Here is a 19,728-nt window from a genome sequence, read left to right on the forward strand (position 1 = left end):
GTTGAGGGTTGAGGTGTACTTCATATATTAAGGAACCGCTATATCCCGGTTTTTATCCCGGTCCTTACCCCACGAAGATTGCAGCAGCGGGTTTTGTGCTAGAAGATGGGAGAGTTAATGTATTGCAGTTTTTAAGGAATAATTCTGGCCATGCTTCTTCCCGGTGCAGCGGTTCGCGTGGTGAATGGGGACGACACCTACTACGGATTCCAAGGTCAAGTGCAACGCATTGCCGATGGCAAAATTGCGGTTCTGTTTGAGGGGGGCAACTGGGATAAGCTAGTCACCTTCAACGCTACCGAGCTAGAAGCCATTGACACCTCCCGGCGCGGCAAGAAATAAACCTTGCCCAAGTCCAGAAGTGGAGTTTTCCCGGTGGGGAAACTCTAGATTTCGAGCTGGACTTGGTATAGCGCCGGAATTCCTCAGTCGGGAGTTCTCCGCAGCGCGTCCCTTCCCCATCCTTCCTAATATGCGACTGCCCCTGCCCCAATTTCCAACCCCCGCCCGGTCGCCCCGCCACATTGCCGAAGTGGTAGAAACGACGACCACGGAATTTTTGGCCCAATGTCTAGACCCCGAATCCCTAGACTTTGCCCAGATGCCCCCCTTTGGCAGTTGGGTGCAGGCCATGGATGAGGTATCGGGCAATCCCATCTATGGCGTGGTCTACCATGCCACCACCAGTCCCCTGGATTCCGTCCATCGGGCCACCGCCTTGGGGCTCTCCTTGGTGGAACTGCGGGAGCAGCAGCCCCAGATTTTTGCCATGCTAAAGACGGAATTTCGGGTCGCGATCGTCGGCTATCGAGACGGAGCCGCAGGCAATCTCTGTTACCAACATCTACCGCCCCGTCCTCCCCAGGTCCACCAGGCGGTGTATCGCTGCGACCCAGCGGATATCATTACCTTCACCGAACAGCTCGACTTTTTGCGGATTCTGATGGATCTGGGAGGAGCCCCGGTGGATGGGCTGCTTGGGGCAGTGATCCGGACCGTATACCAACTGCGGAAATTGGATCGGGACTGGCTGGTGGCGGCGGGCCGCACCCTGAATGTGCTGCTCAAGGATGACTACGATCGCCTACGGGTGATTCTCTCCCAGATTCATCCCTAGACCCGTAGGATGGGCACTGCCACCAGCACTCAGCACCATTTATCGCCAGATATGGCTCCAGACATCGCTCCCGGATAACCATCTTCTAAACCCATGCCAAGTTTCGACTGGATTGTAGTGGGCAACGGTCTGACGGGGGCCGCCCTCGGCTATGAACTTGCCCGTCAGGGATTTTCAGTCCTCCTACTAGACCGCAGTCCCCAGCCCCCCAGTGCCACCCTCTACAGCTACGGCGGCATTCCCCACTGGACGGGCAAGACGGACCTCACTCGGCAACTTTGCAAGGCGGGGATGGCCCGCCATCGCGCTCTGCTGGAGGAAACCGGGGTCGATACGGAACTACGAGAGTTGGATTTGCTGCTGACGGTGCCCGTGGGGGCTGATCCTGTCGCCGTAGCCCAGGGCTACGCTGGGGTGGAGACGCTTCCGGTGCCCCTAGAGGTGGCAGAGGCGGTGGCTCTAGAACCGCTGTTGAATCCCGATGCTATTGGGGGGGCGCTGACGGTGCGCCATGGCCATGTCAACCCCACTGCGTTGGTGCGGGCCTACAACGAAGGCTTGCAGGCGCTGGGAGGACAGCGGGTAATTGCGCCAGTGACGGGACTCGTGCGGGTGGGCGATCGCGTCACGGGTGTCCTCACTCCGAGTCAAGCCTATGCAGCGGGGCAAGTTGCGATCGCGGCAGGGGGAGATACCCGCGCCCTCCTCCAGACCCACGGACTCAAGGTGCCCGTCTACTTTACCTATGCCGAACTGATCGAGACACTGCCCCTAGACCTGACCCTCCGCACCCTAGTCATGCCCGCTAACCTGACCCGATCGACGTTGGAGCAAGAGGCCACCCTACCGGAGACTGAGCCCCACTGGGAAAAGGGCGATCTAGAACTGATGGCCCCCATTCTGGATGTGGGGGTGGTGCAGTTCCAGGATGGCCACTGCCGCATTGGCCAAATCAGCCGCATCCACACCAACCCCCATCCCACGGTGGATGCAATGGAGAGTGAGGCTAAAATTCGCCACGGAATTGAACAATATGTGCCTGATCTAGTCTCAGTACCAGGGCAGTGGCGGGGCTGTACCGTAGCCTTTAGCCGCGATGGCTTGCCCTTAGCGGGTCCGATTCCTGGGGTGGAGGGGTTGGCGGTGTTTTCGGGCTTCAGCGGTCCCTTTATCTTGGTACCAGGACTCGCGGAGCAGTTTGCCCGATGGGCAACAGGGGCCTCGGTATCGATAATGGCGGCAGTAGCTCCGGGACGCTAGCTCCGGGATGGCACAGCTCCTCTACTAAGGGACTTGGATGCGCCTGAGCCACCTTGTCAACCTTTAAGGTATGGAGCAGGCATTGGTCACACTATCGCTACCCATCTGGCGCTACCCATCTGGGCCTTATTGGAAAAAAAGCAGGATAAGCAGCGCCAAGCTGCTCTGCTCCGAGCCCCAGATTGTTACAAAGTCATCACAAAAAGCCCATAGGGGGTGACACCCCCCCTCACGTATATGGCATACTGTGTTATGTAGATGCACCCTGATGGTAAGGAGAACTGCTTGCAGTTCTCCTTTTTTTTGCCTTGTCCAGCAAGAGGCTGATTGGTTCAGGCGCGCACACCCCAGGGTGGGAAAGGATGTAATGCCTGCCTAAGGGACTCGCAGGAAAATAACGTACCCGCAGATCCCTAAGGCCAAGAGCTTTACCCAGTTTTGTCCCTGAGCCTCCATCGCTAAACTTTATTGAAACTTCAAATAAGGGGTGACACCCCCCTTACATATATGGCATACTGTGTTATGTAGATGCACCCTGATGGTAAGGAGAACTGCTTGCGGTTCTCCTCTTTTTTTGCGTTTAAGTCAATAGGAAGGCAGGGTCAGCGGTGGGTTAGCGTATTCCATCTACAAATCATCCCGTAGGCCGATGAGGCTTGCTGGCCTAGGGATTGCATCAATATTGCCGCCCCCAGTGGCCCCATGGAACCGTGTAGGCCGATGAGGCTTGCTGGGCTAGGGATTGCATCCCCTGGATTGCTGATGAACATGCTGAACAAGTATTGAACTGGAACTCTCGGAGCAAAGTTTGTCGCAAGTCTGCCACGCTGCTGGGCATCTTCCTTTGAGACAAGTTTGGGTACCCTAGGGTATGACTCGCAGAGAGATATAATCCACTTTCGATCCACTTAAGATTGAGGATAATTCTCAGGAAAGACTTAAGCCACCCTGGAGAATGGGCAAGCGATTGGCCTCGATATTGCCTAGGTGGTCGCCCTGCTTATGAAAGGACTACCCTATGGAGCGCTCGACAACCCGCATTGCCCTCTTGATTGATGCTGACAATGCCCCTGCATCTAAAATCGAAGTGATTTTAGATCGACTCAAGTATCTGGGCACAGTGAGAGTGCGGCGGGCCTACGGCAACTGGAAAAAGGATCATCTCCAGGGATGGGCCAAAATTCTTCATAAATACGCCATTACCCCCGTTCAGCAATTTGACTATGTGGCCGGGAAAAATGCCACCGACATCGCCCTCACCATTGACGCCATGGATCTACTGCAAACTATGCAGCCAGATATCTTCGGTATTGTGGCGGGGGACAGCGACTACACTCCCCTCGTGGTGCGGTTAATGGCATCGGGATCTCAGGTCTTTGGCTTCGGTCGGTTGAATAGCACCTCTTTAGTGTTTCGGGAGTCTTGTACGGAGTTCGTATCTCTCGGGGGCAACGACAGTAAGCTCAAGGGTATCGGATCTGCGGGGCCATCTCTAGCTGCGATCTCGGTGGCCAGTCACCCCGCCCTAGACAAAGGGGAAGATATCCATGGTCTGCTGCCAGCGGGGACACCCCAGGGCAACGGCAACGGAAGCTATGCCCTCCCAGAGCAAATCTTCATTGATGCGGTCACAAAACACCAAAACAAAACCGGCTGGGCGGATGTGAAATCCATTGGTGCCTACCTGAGTCAGCGAAAAATCTTCAAGGCCCAGTACAACGTCAATCGCTGGGTGAGCTATTTCAAAGGGTTTCCCACCCAGTTCGAGGTGCGAGAACAGGATGGGAAAACCACGATTCGGTTAATCGAACGGACCTAATAAATCTTGTCCAAGTCCAGAAGTGGCGTTTTCCCGGCGGGAAAACGCCACTTCTGGACTTGGTATAGCAAGCCTAATCAGGTGTCAGTGTGCGCCATGGTATGGAGCACGCAGGATAGATTGGTTCTGGGTTCCCTCAGCGGGGATGCCCTGTGTCAGGATGGGAATATTTGATACATAGCTGAAGCGATGGACGCAATCATTTTGGCTTTGATTGCCCTGGGGTGTCTGATTGTGTGGTTGAATCGACAACGATTCCGGGGTCGGAGACAGAATCCTAGAGTTCAGGCCAGTCCGCAATCTTTGCGATCGCACTCCAGTGACACCGTCTCTCCCCGATTGATGGGGAGATTGGACCGCCTCACCCGCGATCGCAGAGTTTCAGAACGACTGATTGAGCGGTTAGCCTTCGACAATCCCAATCGATCCAAACGCTGGTGCGTAGAAAAGGCCATCTACGACATTCAGCGCGATCGCCGTGCTTAACGGCGGGGAGGCTTGAAATCCTTTCCACCCATGTCCTTAACGCCGCTGAAGAGCATCCACAACCCCCCCGCCAAAATAGTGAGGGCGAGGCCACCCAGCAGCCCATCCATCCAGGGCATTGTATCCATGACGTTCTTCTCGGTACAGTGTGCTGTTGAATAGCATAGCGAGCCCAGGGGACAGCCCATGACCACACCCGACTACCTGTTTGCCAGCACTCAGGCTAAGCCGGAATATGAACGCCTCCAACTGATCGAAGCGGTGTTTGACGGCCAAAGTCAGCGGCGACTCCTGCAAACTGGGCTGACGGGGGGCTGGAGCTGTCTGGAGGTAGGGGCGGGAGCAGGCTCAATCACCCGCTGGCTAGCCGCGATCGCGGGAGATTCAGGTCAGGTTACGGCACTGGATCGGGATACCCGCTTTCTGAAGGGAGCATTACCCGGCTCAGTGCAGGTGATCGAAGGCGATATTTGTACCGAGGAGCTACCTGCGGCTAGTTTTGACCTGATCCATGCCCGCTTCGTACTCATCCACATTCCTACCGTCGAGGTGGCCTTGGAGCAGATGGTGCGATTACTGAAGTCGGGGGGCTGGCTCGTGCTAGAGGAGCCGGACTTTTTAGCTGCACGGCCTGCCGGGATGACGGCTGATCTGGGCGGGTCGATCACTCCAGAGACCCTGACCACTGCCATGACCCGCGTCAACCAAGCTATTCTCCAGACCTTTGTAGACCGAGGTATCGACCCTGCCGTTAGCCTGCAATTGCCGCAACGACTAGAAACCTTGGGGTTACGGGTGCAGACAGTAGACAATCATGCGCCCTTGGTACGGGGCAATTCCGCCATGGCTCAGATCATGGCCCGGTCAGCCCGCCAGTTGGCCACCCTCTACACTGCCACGGGCAAAGCCAGTCCCCTAGATGTGGAGCACTACTGTCAATATGCTCAAAATTCTCATACTTGGGCTATTTACCACGGGATTGTGGGGATCCAGGCCCAAGCCCATCTGTAGTCAGGGTATTTTTCAGCAGGGCAGGAAAATCGCGAGGCCAGGACTTGGCATAATGACCAAAAGATTGGCTAGGAGGGCTATGGAGAGCGAAATCATCACCACCACCGCAGACGAGGCGATTGTTCTGTTTGAACTCAGCAGTGGGGGCGGAGCCTTACGATCGCCCAAACCCCATCCCCAAGAGTTGGCGACCAAATCTGCCCAAGCCTTAGGACAGGCCATGGGAACTATTCAAGCGCTTGCTAATCGCACCACGGAGACCCTAGCCAAGTTGCCAAAACAGCCCTCTGAATTTGAGTTGGAGTTTGGCATTAAAGTGGATGCCCAGGCCGGGGTGCTGGTGTCGGCCAGTGGGGCAGAGGGTAATCTGCGGGTAAAGTTGGTATGGAAGGCGGATCCCCTTTAATGCGGAATCCCCAGAAGCAGATTAGGTTATGTCTCCCAGTTCACCATGGGGGGAATTCTCGGGTAGGGGATGCCCTGTTCGACAACAGCCGCCTTGGCACGGCGGGAGAACTTGAATGCGCTTAACCTTGGACCGGCTCGGGAGTTGGATCTGATAGGGGGGTGCTCTGTTGCCGCTCCTTATCCAGACGGCGCTTGCGGGCATAGAGCTGAATCGTGACGGCCATAAACAGGACCAACCCGGCAATGAGCCAAGTGGTGGTATCCATGGGTAGGTTGTTCTTGAAGATCACCAGCATCACGATCAACACCAGCAACAGGGTCGGCGCTTCATTCAGTGCCCGCAATTGCTGGCTACTCCACTTGCATTCCCCTCGCCAGAGCTGCTTCATCAGGCGGCCACAGTAGTGGTGATATCCCAGCAGCACTGCAACAAAACCCAGCTTGGCGTGCATCCATCCCTGTTTCAGCCAGTCGGGAGACAACACCAGCAGGCCGATGGCCATTGCTACCGTCACCACCATGCCGGGGGTGGTGATGATACGGTAGAGCCGCTTTTCCATCAGGGTGTACTGATTTTTCAGAATGGTGGCGGCGGGTTCTGGCTCGGCCTCAGCCTCGACATGGTAGATGAATAACCGCACTAGGTAGAACAATCCGGCGAACCAGACCACCACTCCGATAATGTGAAACGCTTTGAACCAGGAATAGGCCATCATCGCTTGCTTGTAAGCTTGTTTCAATCCTGTATTGTCGGCCAGGGGATTCTTCTTGGGAAGGGGGCAGGACTGGATCTTAACGTTTTGAGAAGGAGCATTCCGCCCCAAGCAGCTTTCCCTAGGGCGGACAAAAAGGGACGCTCTAGCGGGTTCACCCAGTATTGAGCTGGAACACTCTAAGCTAATCCATAACCCCACTTCCCAGAACCCTATGACTATCCAGTGGCAAGCGGCTCGGCAATATGAGGATATTCTCTACCACAAGGCCGAGGGCATCGCCAAAATCACCATCAACCGCCCCCACAAACGCAACGCCTTTCGTCCCAAGACGGTGGTGGAACTCTACGACGCCTTTGCCGATGCCCGCGAAGATACCACCATTGGTGTTGTACTGCTGACGGGAGCCGGTCCACACACTGATGGGAAATACGCCTTCTGCGCCGGAGGGGATCAGAGTGTCCGGGGCAAGGGGGGCTATGTGGACGAGGGGGGAATGCCTCGACTGAATGTACTGGACTTGCAGCGGTTGATTCGCTCCATGCCCAAGGTGGTAATTGCCCTCGTGGCCGGGTATGCCATCGGGGGGGGGCATGTCCTGCATGTGATCTGTGACCTGACCATCGCGGCGGAGAATGCCGTCTTTGGCCAGACGGGACCGAAGGTAGGCAGCTTTGATGGTGGCTTTGGGGCAGGCTATTTAGCGCGGAGCGTGGGACAAAAAAAAGCACGGGAAATTTGGTTTCTCTGCCGCCAGTACAGCGCCCAGGATGCGCTAGAGATGGGCTTGGTGAATACGGTGGTGCCAGTAGACGAGTTGGAACTAGAGGGGGTGCAGTGGGCGCGGGAAATTTTGCAAAAGAGCCCAATGGCCATCCGCTGTTTGAAGGCGGCCTTTAATGCGGACTGTGATGGGCAGGCAGGTATTCAGGAACTCGCGGGGAATGCCACCCTGCTCTACTACATGACGGAGGAGGGAGCAGAGGGCAAGCAGGCATTTCTAGACAAGCGATCGCCAGACTTTGGCCCCTATCCCTGGTTGCCCTAACGGGATTTGCGATCGGGGATGTAGAGGACGGGATGCCAACTGCGGCGTAGAATTTCCCGCGTCAGGCTGGGGGCAGACCAGCGCATGAAGCCGCCAGCGCTACCGTGGCAGGCCGCGATCGCGCAGATATCGTACTCCTCCGCCGCCCGCATAATCTCTTCCAGGGGATCCCCTTGTTTGACCAGCGTCTCTACAGTGACACCATGATCGCGCAGGCCAGTGCCCAAATGATCGAGCTTTTTCTTAGCCGCTTCCAGGGGATGGTCTCCTCGCATCTCTTCTCGGATGGCATCATCCACCACCCACACTGCCAAACAGCGATCCAGCACCCGGTTTTCTTCCGGGTCTGCTAAATGGTGCTGAAGATTGTCAATCAACCGCTCAGCGCTCTCGCTACCGTCGTAGGGAATCAGCAGATAGCGAAATAAGTTACGACAGCGCAGATCCAACTCCCCCAGGGTATAGGTGGAAAGTAACTGGGGCCGTAGGATCAGCAGGGGCACCGGAGTCCGGTCCACCAGCCCCATCGTAGTGCTACCAAATAATTTCTCCGTCAGCAGACTCCGGGTCGGCATTCCCAGCACCACCACATCAGCCTTCTGACTTTCTACCTGGCGTAGGATGTTGTCACTAGGTCGCCCCGACATCACTTGCACCTCCACCTCGGCCCCCGCTGGCACATCCGCTAGGAGCGCCTCTAGACGCTGGTGGGCCTCAGCCATAGCCTCCTCATCTACCCGAGGAATGGAGCGATCACTCTGGACGGCTACATTATGGAAAAATGTAATGTGCCTCAGTCCCCCCGCAACCAGACTAGGCATTACTTGGGCGAGGCGATGTAGACCATCCGAAAAATCGGTACAGATCAAAGCACGCTGAAACATGGTAGGCGGCGCGTCCTATGGACAGTTGCGTCATTATAATGATGCATCTAGCAACGTTCCAGCAAATAACCATGGCTTCAGCTCGGGGCTTACACTCAATGGTCTCTGGATGAACGCCTCAAAGAAAAAAGATCTACACGGGTTTTAAGTGTCTAGATAGAACCTGGATAGAAGTAGACGCCCCATCATCCCCAGCTCGTTTCTCGCGGAACCAAGCAAGAGAGGGAGGTGGCTACTCAACCAGAATTAACTGGAACGCAGAAAACAGCACCTCAAACCCTAGGCAACCTGGGGAGGCTCTAGCCCCCACTCGTGCTTCAGGAAGGTCTTGTACATGCTTTCCCGCATCATCATCTGCCCATAGAGCTTGACCAGAAAGTCTTGGGCCTGCTCCCGGCTCATTTTCTGAACCTGGGTTTCAAAGGACCGCAAGTTAAACTGCTGCTCTAGAGAGAGGGACAGTTGGTCATCCATAACACTCACTCCACCTTGAGAGACAACCAGCAGTAGCAAGCGCCATCGCTGTACTGCCATTGGGCGAGGCTTCCAGCAGCGTGCTACCTGCGGAAAGCTTAGCCATGGCAATAATCTTACAAAATATTTCAAGCGTTTGACAAATTGGTTACTTTTAGGTGCAAAACTTTCGTCAAAAGATAAAGATTCTTTCTGGCCTCTGAGTTGAAGCTGTTGTAGCAAGGGCATTCGCGGAAAAAGGCTCACTCTGAACCCCAAAAGCCAGAACCCGTCCATCTCAGCGCGTTCCATTTTGTCAAGCATTCCCTGCGGATTGTCAGGGCTTTTCTACACTGATAGGGGGTAGTAGCCCTTGAACAGATCTAAGCAGCCGCCAGTCTGATTAGGTCAAGACTGGGAGCGAATTTGCTTTGGCACGAAGCATCAGAGAGGTGCCTGGTGTCTTCAGCAAGTGGCCCAAAGCCATACCAATCCCGACATCAGGGGTATTTTGTGATCCTTCAAAGACTTATGGCGCGTAAAAAAAAGGTTAGTTTATCCCTAACGCCCGCCGCTGTGGCGGTTTTAGATGAGTTAGCGACTCATACCGAGTTATCCCGATCGGCTTTGGTGGAGAGTCTGGTTCAGGGCCAGGGGACAGTGATGGCGACAGAACCCCAGTGGGCAGTACGTTTGGTGTCCGACCCGGCAGGCATGACCGTGGTCGAGAGGCTTCCTTTGGACCGGGCTCTGACCATCGCGCCGGAGATCTTGGATGCCCCTGAATCCCCAAGATTAGTCGCAGATACAGGCAAGGATATAGCCATTGATTCAGCATCAGAGACACCCGAGGCGCTCACGGGGGAATCTCCTGTTATGGTCCCCGCTTCCCCAGATCCGGAAGAGTCACCCGAGGCGCTAATGGGGGAATCTCCTGTTATGGTCCCTGCTTCCCCAGATCCAGAACTATTGGCCCTGCGGCAACAGGTGGCGGACCTCCAAGCCCAACGGTTGGCGGCCCCATCTGCCCTTGCTCCGCCAGTAGTAGCGGTATTCGCTGCGCCCGATCCGGTGCCTGCTTTACAACAGCAACTCCTGGCCGCGATCGCAACCCAATCCGCCCTCAGAGCTGAAGTCCAGGCCCAGCAGCAAGAATTAACCCAACTCCGGCAAGATCTGGCTCACCAGCAGTCCTTGGCGGCGGTGGGAGAGCGGCAGTTAAACAAATGGCGGCACCAGACCTTTTCTCGCTAAGGCTTTCCTTCTGCGCCCCCTGCTAAGGGACTCACAGGAAAATAAGGTAACCGCTGATCCCTTACTCCTCCATCAAGGTTTCAATCAAGAGATCTACCTGCTGCTGTTTTTCCTGCAAAAAAGCCTCACACTGACGCAATTCAGTGACGGCAGCCTCAAAGGTCTCAAAGATCGTCGCCAGGGGCAGATCACCCTGCTCTAGACGGGCAACGGTTTCCTCAACGTGGGCGACCGCCTGCTCATAGGTCCAATTGGGATCAGGGGCGCAGGATTCGGAAGTGCGGGATTTAGCCATGGAGATTGATTAAGCGTGATATTAGGAGATAGAAACGTTGCAGAGGATATGGAAATCCTTGACGAAGCCCTTGACGCGAAATCAGCGGCGGTAGACCTTGGAAGGACTGAAATCATCCTCGATCATCCCCTGTCGGGGGCGGTTGAGCCTCGTGAGCAGAATGCACAGCGCTGACTTGGGCCGTGACGGCCCCGACCCCAAGCTGAATGTGGAGGGTGTCCCCCACCTGGACCTGATCCACGTGGGCCACCACAGTATTTGTCTGAGGCTGACGCACGAGGGCATAGCCTCGGCGCAACACGGCCTCCGGATCCAAGCTTTGCAGGGTCTGCCCAAGGGCATCACAGTGGCGCTGGGCTGACTGGAGTTCATAGCGCACCCGCTGAACCCAGCGCTGTCTCAACCACCCTAGTCGCTGTTGCTCCTGTTCGAGGTGCTGATCTAGCCGCAGTTGCCCCAGACGGCGGCGGGCGTCTGCTACACGCTCGTAGTGCATTTGCATCGCCGATTGGAAGGTGGTCATTGCCTGCTGACGGCGCTGGCAATGGGCTTGCCACAAATCCCCTAGGGCTGGCACCGCCTGCTCCGCTGCCGCTGTGGGGGTATGGGCACAGCAATCGGCGGCCAGATCCGCCAGGGACTTGTCCCGATGGTGTCCGATGCCCGTAATCACCGGCACCGGACAGGTGACGATGGCCCGCACGACCCGTTCATCATCGAAACAGTCCAGATCCTCCCGTGCCCCGCCCCCCCGCGCCAGGATGACCAATTCGGCCCGTCCATCTTGGGCGACAAGGTCCATTGCCCGCGCGATCGCAGCGGGCGCTTGGTGGCCCTGTACGATGGCAGGGGCTAGGAGCACCCGCAGCCCCGGATACCGTTCTCCCAGGGTGCGCTGGATGTCGCCCCAGGCAGCAGCCTGAGGTGAGGTGACCACGGCGATGGTTTGGGGATAGCGGGGCAGAGGTCGTTTGTGCTCAGGGTCAAAGAGCCCTTCTGCCTGAAGGCGATCCTGGAGTTGTTGTCGCCGCAGAGCTTGGAGACCCGCCCCCGCTGGCAACAGTTGAAACACCATCAATTGATACGTACTGCGCTGGGGGTAGAGTCGCACCTGCCCCAACACCAATACCTGCTCTCCAGGAGTGGGATCGGCAGCTAAACGCGATCGCAGCGATCGCCACGCCACACACTGAACCGCCGCCGTGCCATCTGGCTCCTGGAGCGTAAAAAAGAGATGACCGCCCCGGTCACTGGCACTGGACACCTCCCCCATAACCCAAAGGCGCAACAGGTGTTCATCCTGGGCAATTAAATCCTGGAGGTAGGCGGTCAACCCTCCTACACTCAGGGTTTCCGCCGGAAGCGTAACAGTATTATCGGAATACATCATGCCTAGGAAAACACCCTTAGACCATCCCTATCAGAATACCCCGAGATTTTAGTACAAACGTATGTACAATTAAAGAACTCAATCCCTGGGATTATGGTTAAACTAACCCTGATCTGTTTCCCTTGGCCCCTAACCCACGAGACACCGAACCTAACTTCCCATGGCTAAAACCACCACTGGCAACTCCGAGAAGGAAAAAGCCCTGACCATGGTGCTCAACCAAATTGAGCGCAACTTCGGCAAAGGGGCCATCATGCGATTGGGCGATGCCAGTCGCATGAAGGTAGAGACCATCCCCACCGGAGCCCTCACCCTCGATCTGGCCCTAGGGGGCGGCTTACCCAAGGGCCGCGTTATTGAAATCTACGGCCCAGAAAGTTCCGGGAAAACCACCCTTGCCCTCCATGCCTTGGCGGAGGTTCAAAAACTGGGGGGCACCGCCGCCTTTGTGGATGCCGAGCACGCCCTAGACCCCGAATATTCCGAGGCTCTGGGGGTAAACGTGGCAGACCTGCTGGTCTCCCAGCCCGATACGGGGGAAGCTGCCCTAGAAATTGTGGATCAATTGGTACGCTCCTCCGCCATTGATTTAGTAGTGGTAGACTCCGTGGCCGCCCTGGTTCCCCGTGCCGAGATTGAGGGAGAAATGGGGGATTCCCACGTTGGTTTGCAGGCCCGCCTCATGAGTCAGGCACTGCGAAAAATCACCGGCAGCATTGGCAAGTCTGGCTGCACCGTCATTTTTCTGAACCAGCTCCGGCAGAAGATCGGCGTTGTCTATGGTAATCCTGAAACCACCACAGGGGGGAATGCCCTGAAATTCTATGCTTCGGTACGTCTTGACATTCGCCGGATTCAAACCCTGAAGAAGGGGACGGAGGAATACGGCATCCGGGCCAAGGTTAAGGTGGCTAAAAACAAGGTGGCCCCACCCTTTCGGATCGCTGAGTTTGATGTCATTTTCGGCCAGGGTATCTCGACCCTAGGCTGCATCATGGATCTGGCGGAGCAACACGCGGTAGTGGTCCGTAAGGGAGCTTGGTACAGCTATAAGGGCGAAAATATCAGCCAGGGGCGAGACAATGCCATTCGTCTGTTAGAAGAGAAGCCGGAACTGGCCAAGGAATTGGAAGCTCTTGTGCGGGAAAAACTTGCCATAGGCCGCACTAGCATTCCCACAGAACCCGTAGCAGACGAGGAAGAGTAAAGCCATGGCTATGGTCAGTTCCACCATGCTGACGCTAGGTACCCCGGCCCCCGAGTTTCACCTGCCGGATGTGGTCTCCGGTGAGACGATCACCCTAGCCACCTTCGCTGACAAAGCCGCTCTTGTGGTTATGTTCATCTGCAAGCACTGCCCCTTCGTCAAGCATGTCCAGGGAGAATTGGTCCGATTGGGGCAAGACTACGGTCCCAAAAATGTGGGCATTGTCGCCATTAGTGCCAACAGCGTCCAGACCCATCCCCAGGATGGTCCTGAGCACCTGAAGGCGATGGCGCTAGAGCTGGGGTTTACCTTTCCCCTCTGTTACGACGAGTCCCAGGCTACGGCCAAAGCCTACACTGCTGCCTGTACACCGGATTTCTTTCTTTTTGATCGCGATCGCGACTTGGTCTATCGTGGTCAACTGGATAGCAGCCGTCCCAGCAACGGCTTGCCCGTCACTGGTGCAGACCTGCGGGCCGCCCTAGATCAGGTAATTGCAGGGCAACCGGTTTCCCCCGACCAGAAACCCAGTATCGGCTGCAATATCAAATGGACACCGGGGAACGAGCCGAACTATTAAGCCTTCGCAGAATGGCATTGATTCCTTCAATCAACTTTCATGAAGTCCCCTTGAAGGGATCACAGTCTCCGTAAAGAGTTGGTTCAGAGATCGGGTTTAGTCCATTTAGGATATTTTTTGTTGAGTGGCCATTGCTATATTGGCGAACAGGGCTCACCCCCAGCCCACAGATTGCGAGCAAATCGGGATGGCCCTAAAGACCGCTCTAGCCCCTTCGGGGCGACTACGCCAATGACCTCTTCGCAGGCAAGATTCACCCCCATCGGGAATGTTCCTGAGACAGGGTGAAGCTGCCCTGAGCCCCCCACTCCTCACCCTTGATGGGTATAGGGATACCTTCCGAGTGGGCAACCTAGAGATCAAGCCATCACACTGTACAGACGTTCCGTGTTACGGACCCTGGAGGACATTGTCACCGTGCCTAGAACAGAAGAACGAATCCAAACCCCCTCTACCCTGCCCATGCCCGCCATTGCCCCTAAGAGCGTCGCCGCCACCGAGCTGCGGCCCTGGGGTTCTTTTACGGTACTGGAAGAAGGCAGCCGCTACAAAATCAAGCGCATTGAGGTGAAGCCCGGTCACCGCCTCAGTCTGCAAATGCACCACCACCGCAGTGAACATTGGATCGTGGTTGCGGGTACCGCTAAGGTCACCTGTGGTGAGCAGGAAATTTTGCTCACTGCCAACCAATCCACCTACGTCCCCCCCTGTACGACCCACCGTCTAGAGAACTCCGGCGTCATTCCCCTGATTCTGATCGAGGTCCAAAATGGAGAATACCTGGGCGAAGACGACATCGTACGCTTCCAAGACGACTATGCCCGCACGAATCAGCATCAGAAATAACCTTATATCAAGATATTCAGACACGATAGTCGTCTAGTACCGCAGTGCGTAAATCAGCCCACTATTGTCGCCTCAGCCCAACATTTTCTGGTTCCCTCTCCCTGTGGGAGAGGGCTAGGGTGAGGGGCCGAGGTGTATCACGATAGAACGGTTAGGGTATTTACGCCGCAGAGTACTAGGTCCACCTGCGACTTTCCCACAACAAAGCCCCCAGCAGTATAGCTGGGGGCTTTGTTGTATCTTTTGTGTTTTTAAGTAGCCCTAGGGCGTGTGGATAATTAACGAGAAAACCCTTGCGGGGTAGACATGACCACGCCCGCCCTACTGAAGCAAGCTAGGGGCTGTAACCGCCCCATAGCAAGGAATCTAGATTTGATTGTCCACAGACCCTAGTACTCCATCAAAATTGCCCGGAGTTCTCCGGCCCGATAGCGTGTCGTGTGCAGATCTACATAGAGCATGTTGTTATTCAGAGCCGCCACCTGCTCATCAGTGAGGGTGTACTCCCCTGTGGCGCTGCCGCCAGTTCCCATACTGTTGACCATGACATCCAGCGCGTACTGGAAAGGCCCATTTTCCATGGGGCTACCCCGGTGAATATGTAAGGCAGAGGTAATGTTGGGGTTAGGAGGATCCAACGGATCGGTGGCATAGTCCCGCAGGCCGCTAGACAACGCCCGGAAGCTCCCTCGCACAATGAGACGATTGCCTGCAAGGGCTGCCCCCACTGCACCACGGGCATCGGTTCTCACCCCCTTGGGAACAATCTCGCTACCGCTCATAACCGCCACATACTTCTTGAGCCCGCTGCTGGGAATCCCCTGGGCCAGGAATTCCAGTTCCGCAGCTTTGACATTCAGGTCGGCTTCCCTGGCCAACACATCCTGCACATTTAACATCTGAGCATCCCCAGGATTCTGGGAGGTGGGTGCCGTGAAACGAGTCACGACACTGCCAAAGGCAGGGGTTCCCAAACCGACGACTAGCAGAAAGCTCAGGATGGTCAATACGACCCCTTTGAGGCGAAGTTTGAATTGATTCATGGTTCTTAACCTTACTCAGTATCACAATCAGACCCGAGTTCACAGCAGCTTGCCCTGCCCTGGGTCGGCCCCAAAATCGTTAGGACAGCCGTTATCCAGTTAGGACAAGACTGCGAACCTATTTGCTGTGGTAAGTCTGTGGCAAGCAGTATCAGAGAGGTACCCGACCTCCTCGGCAAATTGGCCAAGGCTGTAGCTATGAGAACTCAACCTTAAGTACGTCTCAAGGGGGGAATTGGATGTATCGACGGGCAAATTTAAGGACAGGTTAGTAGGGAGGGCGGTCAGATTTTGGCCAGATTGCAGCAACACTGTCAGGAAACTGGGGATAACAGCGAGTAGATCCAATCATCATAATTTTTGCCCCACCCGTCGGAGTATGGCTTAGCTACAGCCCTAGCCTCCTAGAGGCCAATCCGATGGGGGGCGGAACCCATGACCCTGATGCCTGGTCTGAAACAACTGGGCACAATAAAGCCAGCAGCCCCCGGAGCGACCGAAACGTCACCATGATGGACTCACCCCGCCACCCCATTCCTGATATGAAGCCCCTTGCTACCGCAGGTCTAAAAGACATAGCCCCGCCAGAGGATTTTGACCCCTTTGCTGCTCCTGGCGAAGAGGATCTAGAGGATGAACCCATCGCCCTCGGCATTACGGGATCGCGCCGCACCACTGACCTCGTGCGGCTTTACCTTCAGGAAATTGGCCGGGTAAGCCTCCTGCGGCGGGATGAGGAAGTGTCCGAAGCCCAAATGGTGCAGCGCTATATGCAACTCCTAGAGATGCGCAATAGTGCGGCGGCACAGGCTAGTGGTCCCCTGGAACGCTATGTCCACTTGATGGATACCCGCGATCGCCTCACCTCCCACCTAGGCCACCGCCCTTCCCTAGAACGCTGGGCCGAAACGGCGGGTATTTCCGTAGTGGACCTGAAGCCCACTCTCTCTAGCGGTAAACGTCACTGGGCAGAACTGGCCAGCCTGACGGTGGCGGAACTGGAGGAGGCTATTCGGGAAGGGCTACGGGCGAAGGAACACATGATCAAGGCCAACCTCCGCCTGGTGGTGTCCGTGGCCAAAAAGTACCAAAACCGAGGGTTGGAACTGCTGGATCTGATCCAGGAAGGCACCCTCGGTTTGGAGCGGGCGGTGGAGAAATTTGACCCCACTAAGGGTTATCGCTTCAGTACCTATGCCTACTGGTGGATCCGTCAGGGCATCACCCGCGCGATCGCAACCCAGAGCCGCACCATTCGTCTCCCGGTCCACATCACCGAAAAGCTCAACAAGATTAAAAAGGCCCAGCGCAAGATTTCCCAAGATCAAGGCCGTACCCCCACCCTAGATGATGTGGCGCGGGAACTGGATATGACCGCCGCTCAAGTGCGGGAGGTGTTGCTGCGGGTGCCCCGCTCTGTGTCTCTAGAAACCAAGGTGGGCAAAGAGCGGGATACGGAACTGGGGGATTTGTTGGAAACCGACAGCATTTCTCCAGAGGAACTGCTGATGCGAGAAGCCCTACGGCGAGACCTGCAACAGCTCATGGCGGATCTCACCGACCGAGAGCGGGAGGTCATCCGGCTGCGGTTTGGCCTCGGGGACGGCAATCCCTTTTCCCTAGCGGAAATTGGGCGGGCGCTGGATCTGTCCCGAGAGCGCGTGCGGCAGATTGAATCCAAGGCGCTGCAAAAGCTGCGCCAACCCAAGCGGCGCAACCGGGTGCGCGATTACCTAGAAGCCCTGGGGTAGATCAGGGGCGTACAATTGAATATCTCCCCATCTGCCCAATATCGGCCACCTGCCTCTATTTCCTCCGGGAAGGCTCCGCCTTAGCGTAGCCATGCCGGAGGCTATTGCCCACAGGGCTATACGGCTCCGTTGCTCCTCGCGAACAGGACAGGGATTACCCCTACAGCCGCATCCTGCATTAGCCACGCAACCCCACGTCCCTACAGCCCATCCTGCATTGGGCGCGGCATCTCTGCGGTGCATTGCTTCGCGAATGCACCCTACGGGATATTTAATTCAAAACTCAAAACTCAAAACTTAAAATTCCCATCACCCCCCCACCCCATCCCCCCCTACTGATGGGACTTTATTTGTGTACAAATCCCTAATGATCCTCCATCCCCTACTCCGTGTTGGCTTAGGCTTGCTGATCGTCAGTGAGGCCGGATTCGGGAGCTTGAGTGATCGCGCCATCGCTCAAGTTCCCGAGCCGCCTGAAATTGCCCAGATGACTCCGCCCAACCCCACTGGTGCCCTCAGCGGCGGGGCGGTGGTGGTGGGTAGTCAGCGACTGGCGGTGCCTTGGCAACAGCGGGGCGATCGCATTGGCATCGCTGATATCGCCCTGATGCAAACCCTAGGGGTGGATTTACAAAATACCCAAAACCCCCAGCAGCAACCCGTCCAATGGTTTTCCGACACCGCCACAGCTCTAACACCCTGGTACAGCGGTGGCTACCGCTATCTGGATATCACCGACTGGGCACGACAGCATAATTGGCAGCTCACCCCCAGCAATAACGGAACCCTTACCCTACAAGCCCCCACCGGACAGGTGCTCGCTGCCCGTCGGGGTCGCCAGAGCTGGGGCGATCGCATTGTTCTAGATGTCGATCGCCCCCTCCTATGGGGCTTGGAAGAACAGCAGGATCGCTTTACCCTCACTGTCACGGGGCAGACGGGGGGAGGCTTTGTTGCCAATAGTTTGCAAGATCCAGGTAATGCCCTCAGCGGGGTGCAGGTGCGCTCCGGGGGCGGCCAACTCGTGCTTCAGGGCCAGGTAGATACCCAGGCGCGGGTGCGGGTGTGGAGCCTGTCCAATCCCCCCCGCATTGTCATTGATGTGCGTCAAGACACCCTGCCCCGCGATATTCTCTGGGCTCCCGGTGTGCGCTGGCAGGCGGGAATGGTATCTGTGGGTAACCGGGCCTTCTCCGTCCATCAGGTACGGTTGAACCTGCGCCAATCTGGCGTGGCGCTGCGGCCTCTGTGGGCCAGTGAGCCCCAAGTACCGGGCATTACACCCCTTATCACCTTGGCCCAACGGCATCAGGCCGTCGCCGCCATCAATGCGGGCTTCTTTAACCGCAATAATCAGCTTCCCCTGGGGGCGGTGCGCCGCGATGGCCGCTGGATTTCCGGGCCGATTTTGAACCGGGGTGCGATCGCGTGGAATGACCAAGGGCGGGCGGTGATGAATCGCCTTTTCCTAGCCCATACCCTCACCACCCGTCAGGGGCAAAGCTTCACCGTCGGGCAGATCAACAGTGGCTATGTACAGGCGGGCATTGGTCTCTATACCCCCGATTGGGGCAGTGCCTACAGCCCCATCCTGGACGGCGAAACCCTAGTGAGTGTGGGCCAAAATCAAGTGGCGCGACAAAGCCCTGGGGGCGCGGCGGGGCAGGGATCGGTGCCGATTCCTATCGATGGCTATCTGTTAGCGGTGCGCTCCTTTAGTGAAGCAGCGCGATCGCTAGTCCCTGGCACCTCGGTGACCCTCACCCCTGACCTGCGCCCCCCCGAATTCATCGACTTGCCCCACGCCATGGGCGGCGGTCCCCTATTACTCAAGGATCAACGTATGGTCCTCAATCCCCAGACAGAGGGCTTTAGCGACGCCTTTGCCACCCAGGCAGCCCCCCGTAGTGCCATTGGTATCGCCGGGGATGGACAGATTTTGCTCGTAGCCATCCACCACAGTCCCGGTGGGCGCGGCCCCACCCTCACCGAGACGGCCCAGATCATGGCCCAACTGGGCAGCGTTGATGCTCTCAACCTAGACGGCGGCAGTTCCGCCAGTCTCTATCTGGGGGGTACCCTGATCAATCGTCATCCCCAGACGGTAGGCCGCATCCACAATGCCCTCGGGGTTTACATCACTCCGTAAGGGATCTGCGATGG

At 56.6% G+C, this 19,728-nt stretch carries 21 protein-coding genes; 14 read left to right on the forward strand and 7 right to left on the reverse strand.

Annotated elements, in window-relative coordinates:
* Nucleotides 1-150: 150 nt before the first annotated feature.
* The 5 genes from LEP6406_RS0213730 (at nt 151) to LEP6406_RS28110 (ending at nt 4,682) form a co-directional block, all read left to right on the forward strand.
* On the forward strand, nt 151-342 hold the full coding sequence (locus tag LEP6406_RS0213730) for an NAD(P)H dehydrogenase subunit NdhS (RefSeq protein WP_008313654.1): 192 nt from the start codon (nt 151-153) through the stop codon (nt 340-342).
* Nucleotides 343-472: 130 nt separating this feature from the next.
* Complete coding sequence (locus LEP6406_RS0213735; RefSeq protein ID WP_008313656.1) at nt 473-1,117, forward strand: HAS-barrel domain-containing protein; 645 nt, start codon at nt 473-475, stop codon at nt 1,115-1,117.
* Nucleotides 1,118-1,210: 93 nt separating this feature from the next.
* Nucleotides 1,211-2,377 (forward strand): NAD(P)/FAD-dependent oxidoreductase, encoded by a 1,167-nt coding sequence (locus LEP6406_RS0213740; protein WP_008313658.1) that lies wholly within the window; start codon nt 1,211-1,213, stop codon nt 2,375-2,377.
* 1,018 nt (nt 2,378-3,395) lie between these two features.
* Nucleotides 3,396-4,196, forward strand: coding sequence for an NYN domain-containing protein (locus LEP6406_RS28105; RefSeq protein WP_008313660.1), 801 nt, complete (start codon nt 3,396-3,398; stop codon nt 4,194-4,196).
* Between the two features lie 189 nt (nt 4,197-4,385).
* Nucleotides 4,386-4,682, forward strand: a complete 297-nt coding sequence (locus LEP6406_RS28110) for a hypothetical protein (RefSeq protein ID WP_008313662.1) — start codon at nt 4,386-4,388, stop codon at nt 4,680-4,682.
* Here LEP6406_RS28110 and LEP6406_RS34815 read toward each other — a convergent pair.
* Nucleotides 4,679-4,810: a hypothetical protein gene (locus tag LEP6406_RS34815; protein WP_008313664.1), complete on the reverse strand. Its 132-nt coding sequence runs from the start codon at nt 4,808-4,810 to the stop codon at nt 4,679-4,681. The genes LEP6406_RS28110 and LEP6406_RS34815 overlap by 4 nt on opposite strands.
* A gap of 58 nt (nt 4,811-4,868) precedes the next feature.
* Here LEP6406_RS34815 and LEP6406_RS0213760 point away from each other — a divergent pair, with 58 nt between their 5' ends.
* Together LEP6406_RS0213760 and LEP6406_RS28115 are read left to right on the forward strand one after the other, a co-directional pair.
* Nucleotides 4,869-5,693 carry a class I SAM-dependent methyltransferase gene (locus tag LEP6406_RS0213760; protein ID WP_008313665.1) on the forward strand — a complete coding sequence of 275 codons (825 nt, stop codon included), beginning with the start codon at nt 4,869-4,871 and terminating at the stop codon, nt 5,691-5,693.
* A 52-nt stretch (nt 5,694-5,745) separates the two neighbouring features.
* A complete protein-coding gene (locus LEP6406_RS28115) occupies nt 5,746-6,099 on the forward strand; it encodes a CU044_2847 family protein (RefSeq protein WP_155834692.1) in 354 nt (117 codons plus the stop codon).
* Between the two features lie 121 nt (nt 6,100-6,220).
* On the opposite strand, the gene hemJ is transcribed toward LEP6406_RS28115, so the two are convergent.
* A complete protein-coding gene (gene hemJ, locus LEP6406_RS0213770; RefSeq protein ID WP_317133836.1) occupies nt 6,221-6,841 on the reverse strand; it encodes a protoporphyrinogen oxidase HemJ in 621 nt (206 codons plus the stop codon).
* A 187-nt stretch (nt 6,842-7,028) separates the two neighbouring features.
* Between hemJ and menB the strand changes: the two genes are divergently transcribed.
* A complete protein-coding gene (gene menB / locus LEP6406_RS0213775; RefSeq protein ID WP_008313672.1) occupies nt 7,029-7,862 on the forward strand; it encodes a 1,4-dihydroxy-2-naphthoyl-CoA synthase in 834 nt (277 codons plus the stop codon).
* Here the strand turns inward: menB and LEP6406_RS0213780 are convergent.
* Together LEP6406_RS0213780 and LEP6406_RS0213785 are read right to left on the reverse strand one after the other, a co-directional pair.
* The gene (locus tag LEP6406_RS0213780) at nt 7,859-8,746 is read right to left on the reverse strand and encodes a universal stress protein (RefSeq protein WP_008313674.1); all 888 of its coding nucleotides are present in this window, start codon (nt 8,744-8,746) and stop codon (nt 7,859-7,861) included. The genes menB and LEP6406_RS0213780 overlap by 4 nt on opposite strands.
* A gap of 279 nt (nt 8,747-9,025) precedes the next feature.
* Nucleotides 9,026-9,220, reverse strand: coding sequence for an NblA/ycf18 family protein (locus LEP6406_RS0213785; protein WP_027269116.1), 195 nt, complete (start codon nt 9,218-9,220; stop codon nt 9,026-9,028).
* A 510-nt stretch (nt 9,221-9,730) separates the two neighbouring features.
* Here LEP6406_RS0213785 and LEP6406_RS0213790 point away from each other — a divergent pair.
* Nucleotides 9,731-10,453, forward strand: a complete 723-nt coding sequence (locus LEP6406_RS0213790) for a hypothetical protein (RefSeq protein WP_008313678.1) — start codon at nt 9,731-9,733, stop codon at nt 10,451-10,453.
* Between the two features lie 61 nt (nt 10,454-10,514).
* Here the strand turns inward: LEP6406_RS0213790 and xseB are convergent, their stop codons facing one another.
* Nucleotides 10,515-10,748 (reverse strand): exodeoxyribonuclease VII small subunit, encoded by a 234-nt coding sequence (xseB, locus tag LEP6406_RS0213795; protein ID WP_008313680.1) that lies wholly within the window; start codon nt 10,746-10,748, stop codon nt 10,515-10,517.
* A gap of 112 nt (nt 10,749-10,860) precedes the next feature.
* Entirely contained in the window at nt 10,861-12,138 is a 1,278-nt protein-coding gene (gene xseA / locus LEP6406_RS0213800; protein ID WP_008313682.1) for an exodeoxyribonuclease VII large subunit, read from the reverse strand.
* A gap of 160 nt (nt 12,139-12,298) precedes the next feature.
* Between xseA and recA the strand changes: the two genes are divergently transcribed.
* The 3 genes from recA to LEP6406_RS0213815 all read left to right on the forward strand — a co-directional run bounded on the left by recA (nt 12,299) and on the right by LEP6406_RS0213815 (nt 14,771).
* Nucleotides 12,299-13,345, forward strand: coding sequence for a recombinase RecA (gene recA, locus LEP6406_RS0213805; protein WP_008313684.1), 1,047 nt, complete (start codon nt 12,299-12,301; stop codon nt 13,343-13,345).
* Nucleotides 13,346-13,349: 4 nt separating this feature from the next.
* A complete protein-coding gene (locus LEP6406_RS0213810; protein WP_008313686.1) occupies nt 13,350-13,925 on the forward strand; it encodes a thioredoxin family protein in 576 nt (191 codons plus the stop codon).
* 462 nt (nt 13,926-14,387) lie between these two features.
* Nucleotides 14,388-14,771, forward strand: coding sequence for a cupin domain-containing protein (locus tag LEP6406_RS0213815; protein WP_155834817.1), 384 nt, complete (start codon nt 14,388-14,390; stop codon nt 14,769-14,771).
* A gap of 389 nt (nt 14,772-15,160) precedes the next feature.
* Here the strand turns inward: LEP6406_RS0213815 and LEP6406_RS0213820 are convergent, their stop codons facing one another.
* Nucleotides 15,161-15,814, reverse strand: a complete 654-nt coding sequence (locus LEP6406_RS0213820) for a CHRD domain-containing protein (protein ID WP_008313690.1) — start codon at nt 15,812-15,814, stop codon at nt 15,161-15,163.
* 419 nt (nt 15,815-16,233) lie between these two features.
* On the opposite strand from LEP6406_RS0213820, the gene sigC reads away from it, so the two are divergent.
* Together sigC and LEP6406_RS0213830 are read left to right on the forward strand one after the other, a co-directional pair.
* Entirely contained in the window at nt 16,234-17,565 is a 1,332-nt protein-coding gene (gene sigC, locus LEP6406_RS0213825; protein ID WP_008313692.1) for an RNA polymerase sigma factor SigC, read from the forward strand.
* Between the two features lie 352 nt (nt 17,566-17,917).
* Entirely contained in the window at nt 17,918-19,714 is a 1,797-nt protein-coding gene (locus LEP6406_RS0213830) for a phosphodiester glycosidase family protein (RefSeq protein WP_027269118.1), read from the forward strand.
* The last annotated feature ends 14 nt before the right edge of the window (nt 19,715-19,728 follow it).

The sequence above is a fragment of the Leptolyngbya sp. PCC 6406 genome, assembly GCF_000332095.2.
GTDB lineage: Bacteria > Cyanobacteriota > Cyanobacteriia > Phormidesmidales > Phormidesmidaceae > PCC-6406.

Coding starts and splice junctions, on each gene's coding strand:
- LEP6406_RS0213730 (WP_008313654.1), top strand. CDS start 151: ATGCTTCTTCCCGGTGCAGCGGTTCGCGTGGTGAATGGGGACGACACC.
- LEP6406_RS0213740 (WP_008313658.1), top strand. CDS start 1,211: ATGCCAAGTTTCGACTGGATTGTAGTGGGCAACGGTCTGACGGGGGCC.
- LEP6406_RS0213780 (WP_008313674.1), bottom strand. CDS start 8,746: ATGTTTCAGCGTGCTTTGATCTGTACCGATTTTTCGGATGGTCTACAT.
- LEP6406_RS0213790 (WP_008313678.1), top strand. CDS start 9,731: ATGGCGCGTAAAAAAAAGGTTAGTTTATCCCTAACGCCCGCCGCTGTG.
- recA (WP_008313684.1), top strand. CDS start 12,299: ATGGCTAAAACCACCACTGGCAACTCCGAGAAGGAAAAAGCCCTGACC.
- LEP6406_RS28115 (WP_155834692.1), top strand. CDS start 5,746: ATGACCAAAAGATTGGCTAGGAGGGCTATGGAGAGCGAAATCATCACC.
- xseB (WP_008313680.1), bottom strand. CDS start 10,748: ATGGCTAAATCCCGCACTTCCGAATCCTGCGCCCCTGATCCCAATTGG.
- LEP6406_RS0213735 (WP_008313656.1), top strand. CDS start 473: ATGCGACTGCCCCTGCCCCAATTTCCAACCCCCGCCCGGTCGCCCCGC.
- LEP6406_RS34815 (WP_008313664.1), bottom strand. CDS start 4,810: ATGGATACAATGCCCTGGATGGATGGGCTGCTGGGTGGCCTCGCCCTC.
- menB (WP_008313672.1), top strand. CDS start 7,029: ATGACTATCCAGTGGCAAGCGGCTCGGCAATATGAGGATATTCTCTAC.
- LEP6406_RS0213815 (WP_155834817.1), top strand. CDS start 14,388: ATGCCCGCCATTGCCCCTAAGAGCGTCGCCGCCACCGAGCTGCGGCCC.
- LEP6406_RS28105 (WP_008313660.1), top strand. CDS start 3,396: ATGGAGCGCTCGACAACCCGCATTGCCCTCTTGATTGATGCTGACAAT.
- LEP6406_RS0213785 (WP_027269116.1), bottom strand. CDS start 9,220: ATGGATGACCAACTGTCCCTCTCTCTAGAGCAGCAGTTTAACTTGCGG.
- sigC (WP_008313692.1), top strand. CDS start 16,234: ATGGGGGGCGGAACCCATGACCCTGATGCCTGGTCTGAAACAACTGGG.
- LEP6406_RS0213820 (WP_008313690.1), bottom strand. CDS start 15,814: ATGAATCAATTCAAACTTCGCCTCAAAGGGGTCGTATTGACCATCCTG.
- LEP6406_RS0213760 (WP_008313665.1), top strand. CDS start 4,869: ATGACCACACCCGACTACCTGTTTGCCAGCACTCAGGCTAAGCCGGAA.
- LEP6406_RS28110 (WP_008313662.1), top strand. CDS start 4,386: ATGGACGCAATCATTTTGGCTTTGATTGCCCTGGGGTGTCTGATTGTG.
- LEP6406_RS0213810 (WP_008313686.1), top strand. CDS start 13,350: ATGGCTATGGTCAGTTCCACCATGCTGACGCTAGGTACCCCGGCCCCC.
- xseA (WP_008313682.1), bottom strand. CDS start 12,138: ATGATGTATTCCGATAATACTGTTACGCTTCCGGCGGAAACCCTGAGT.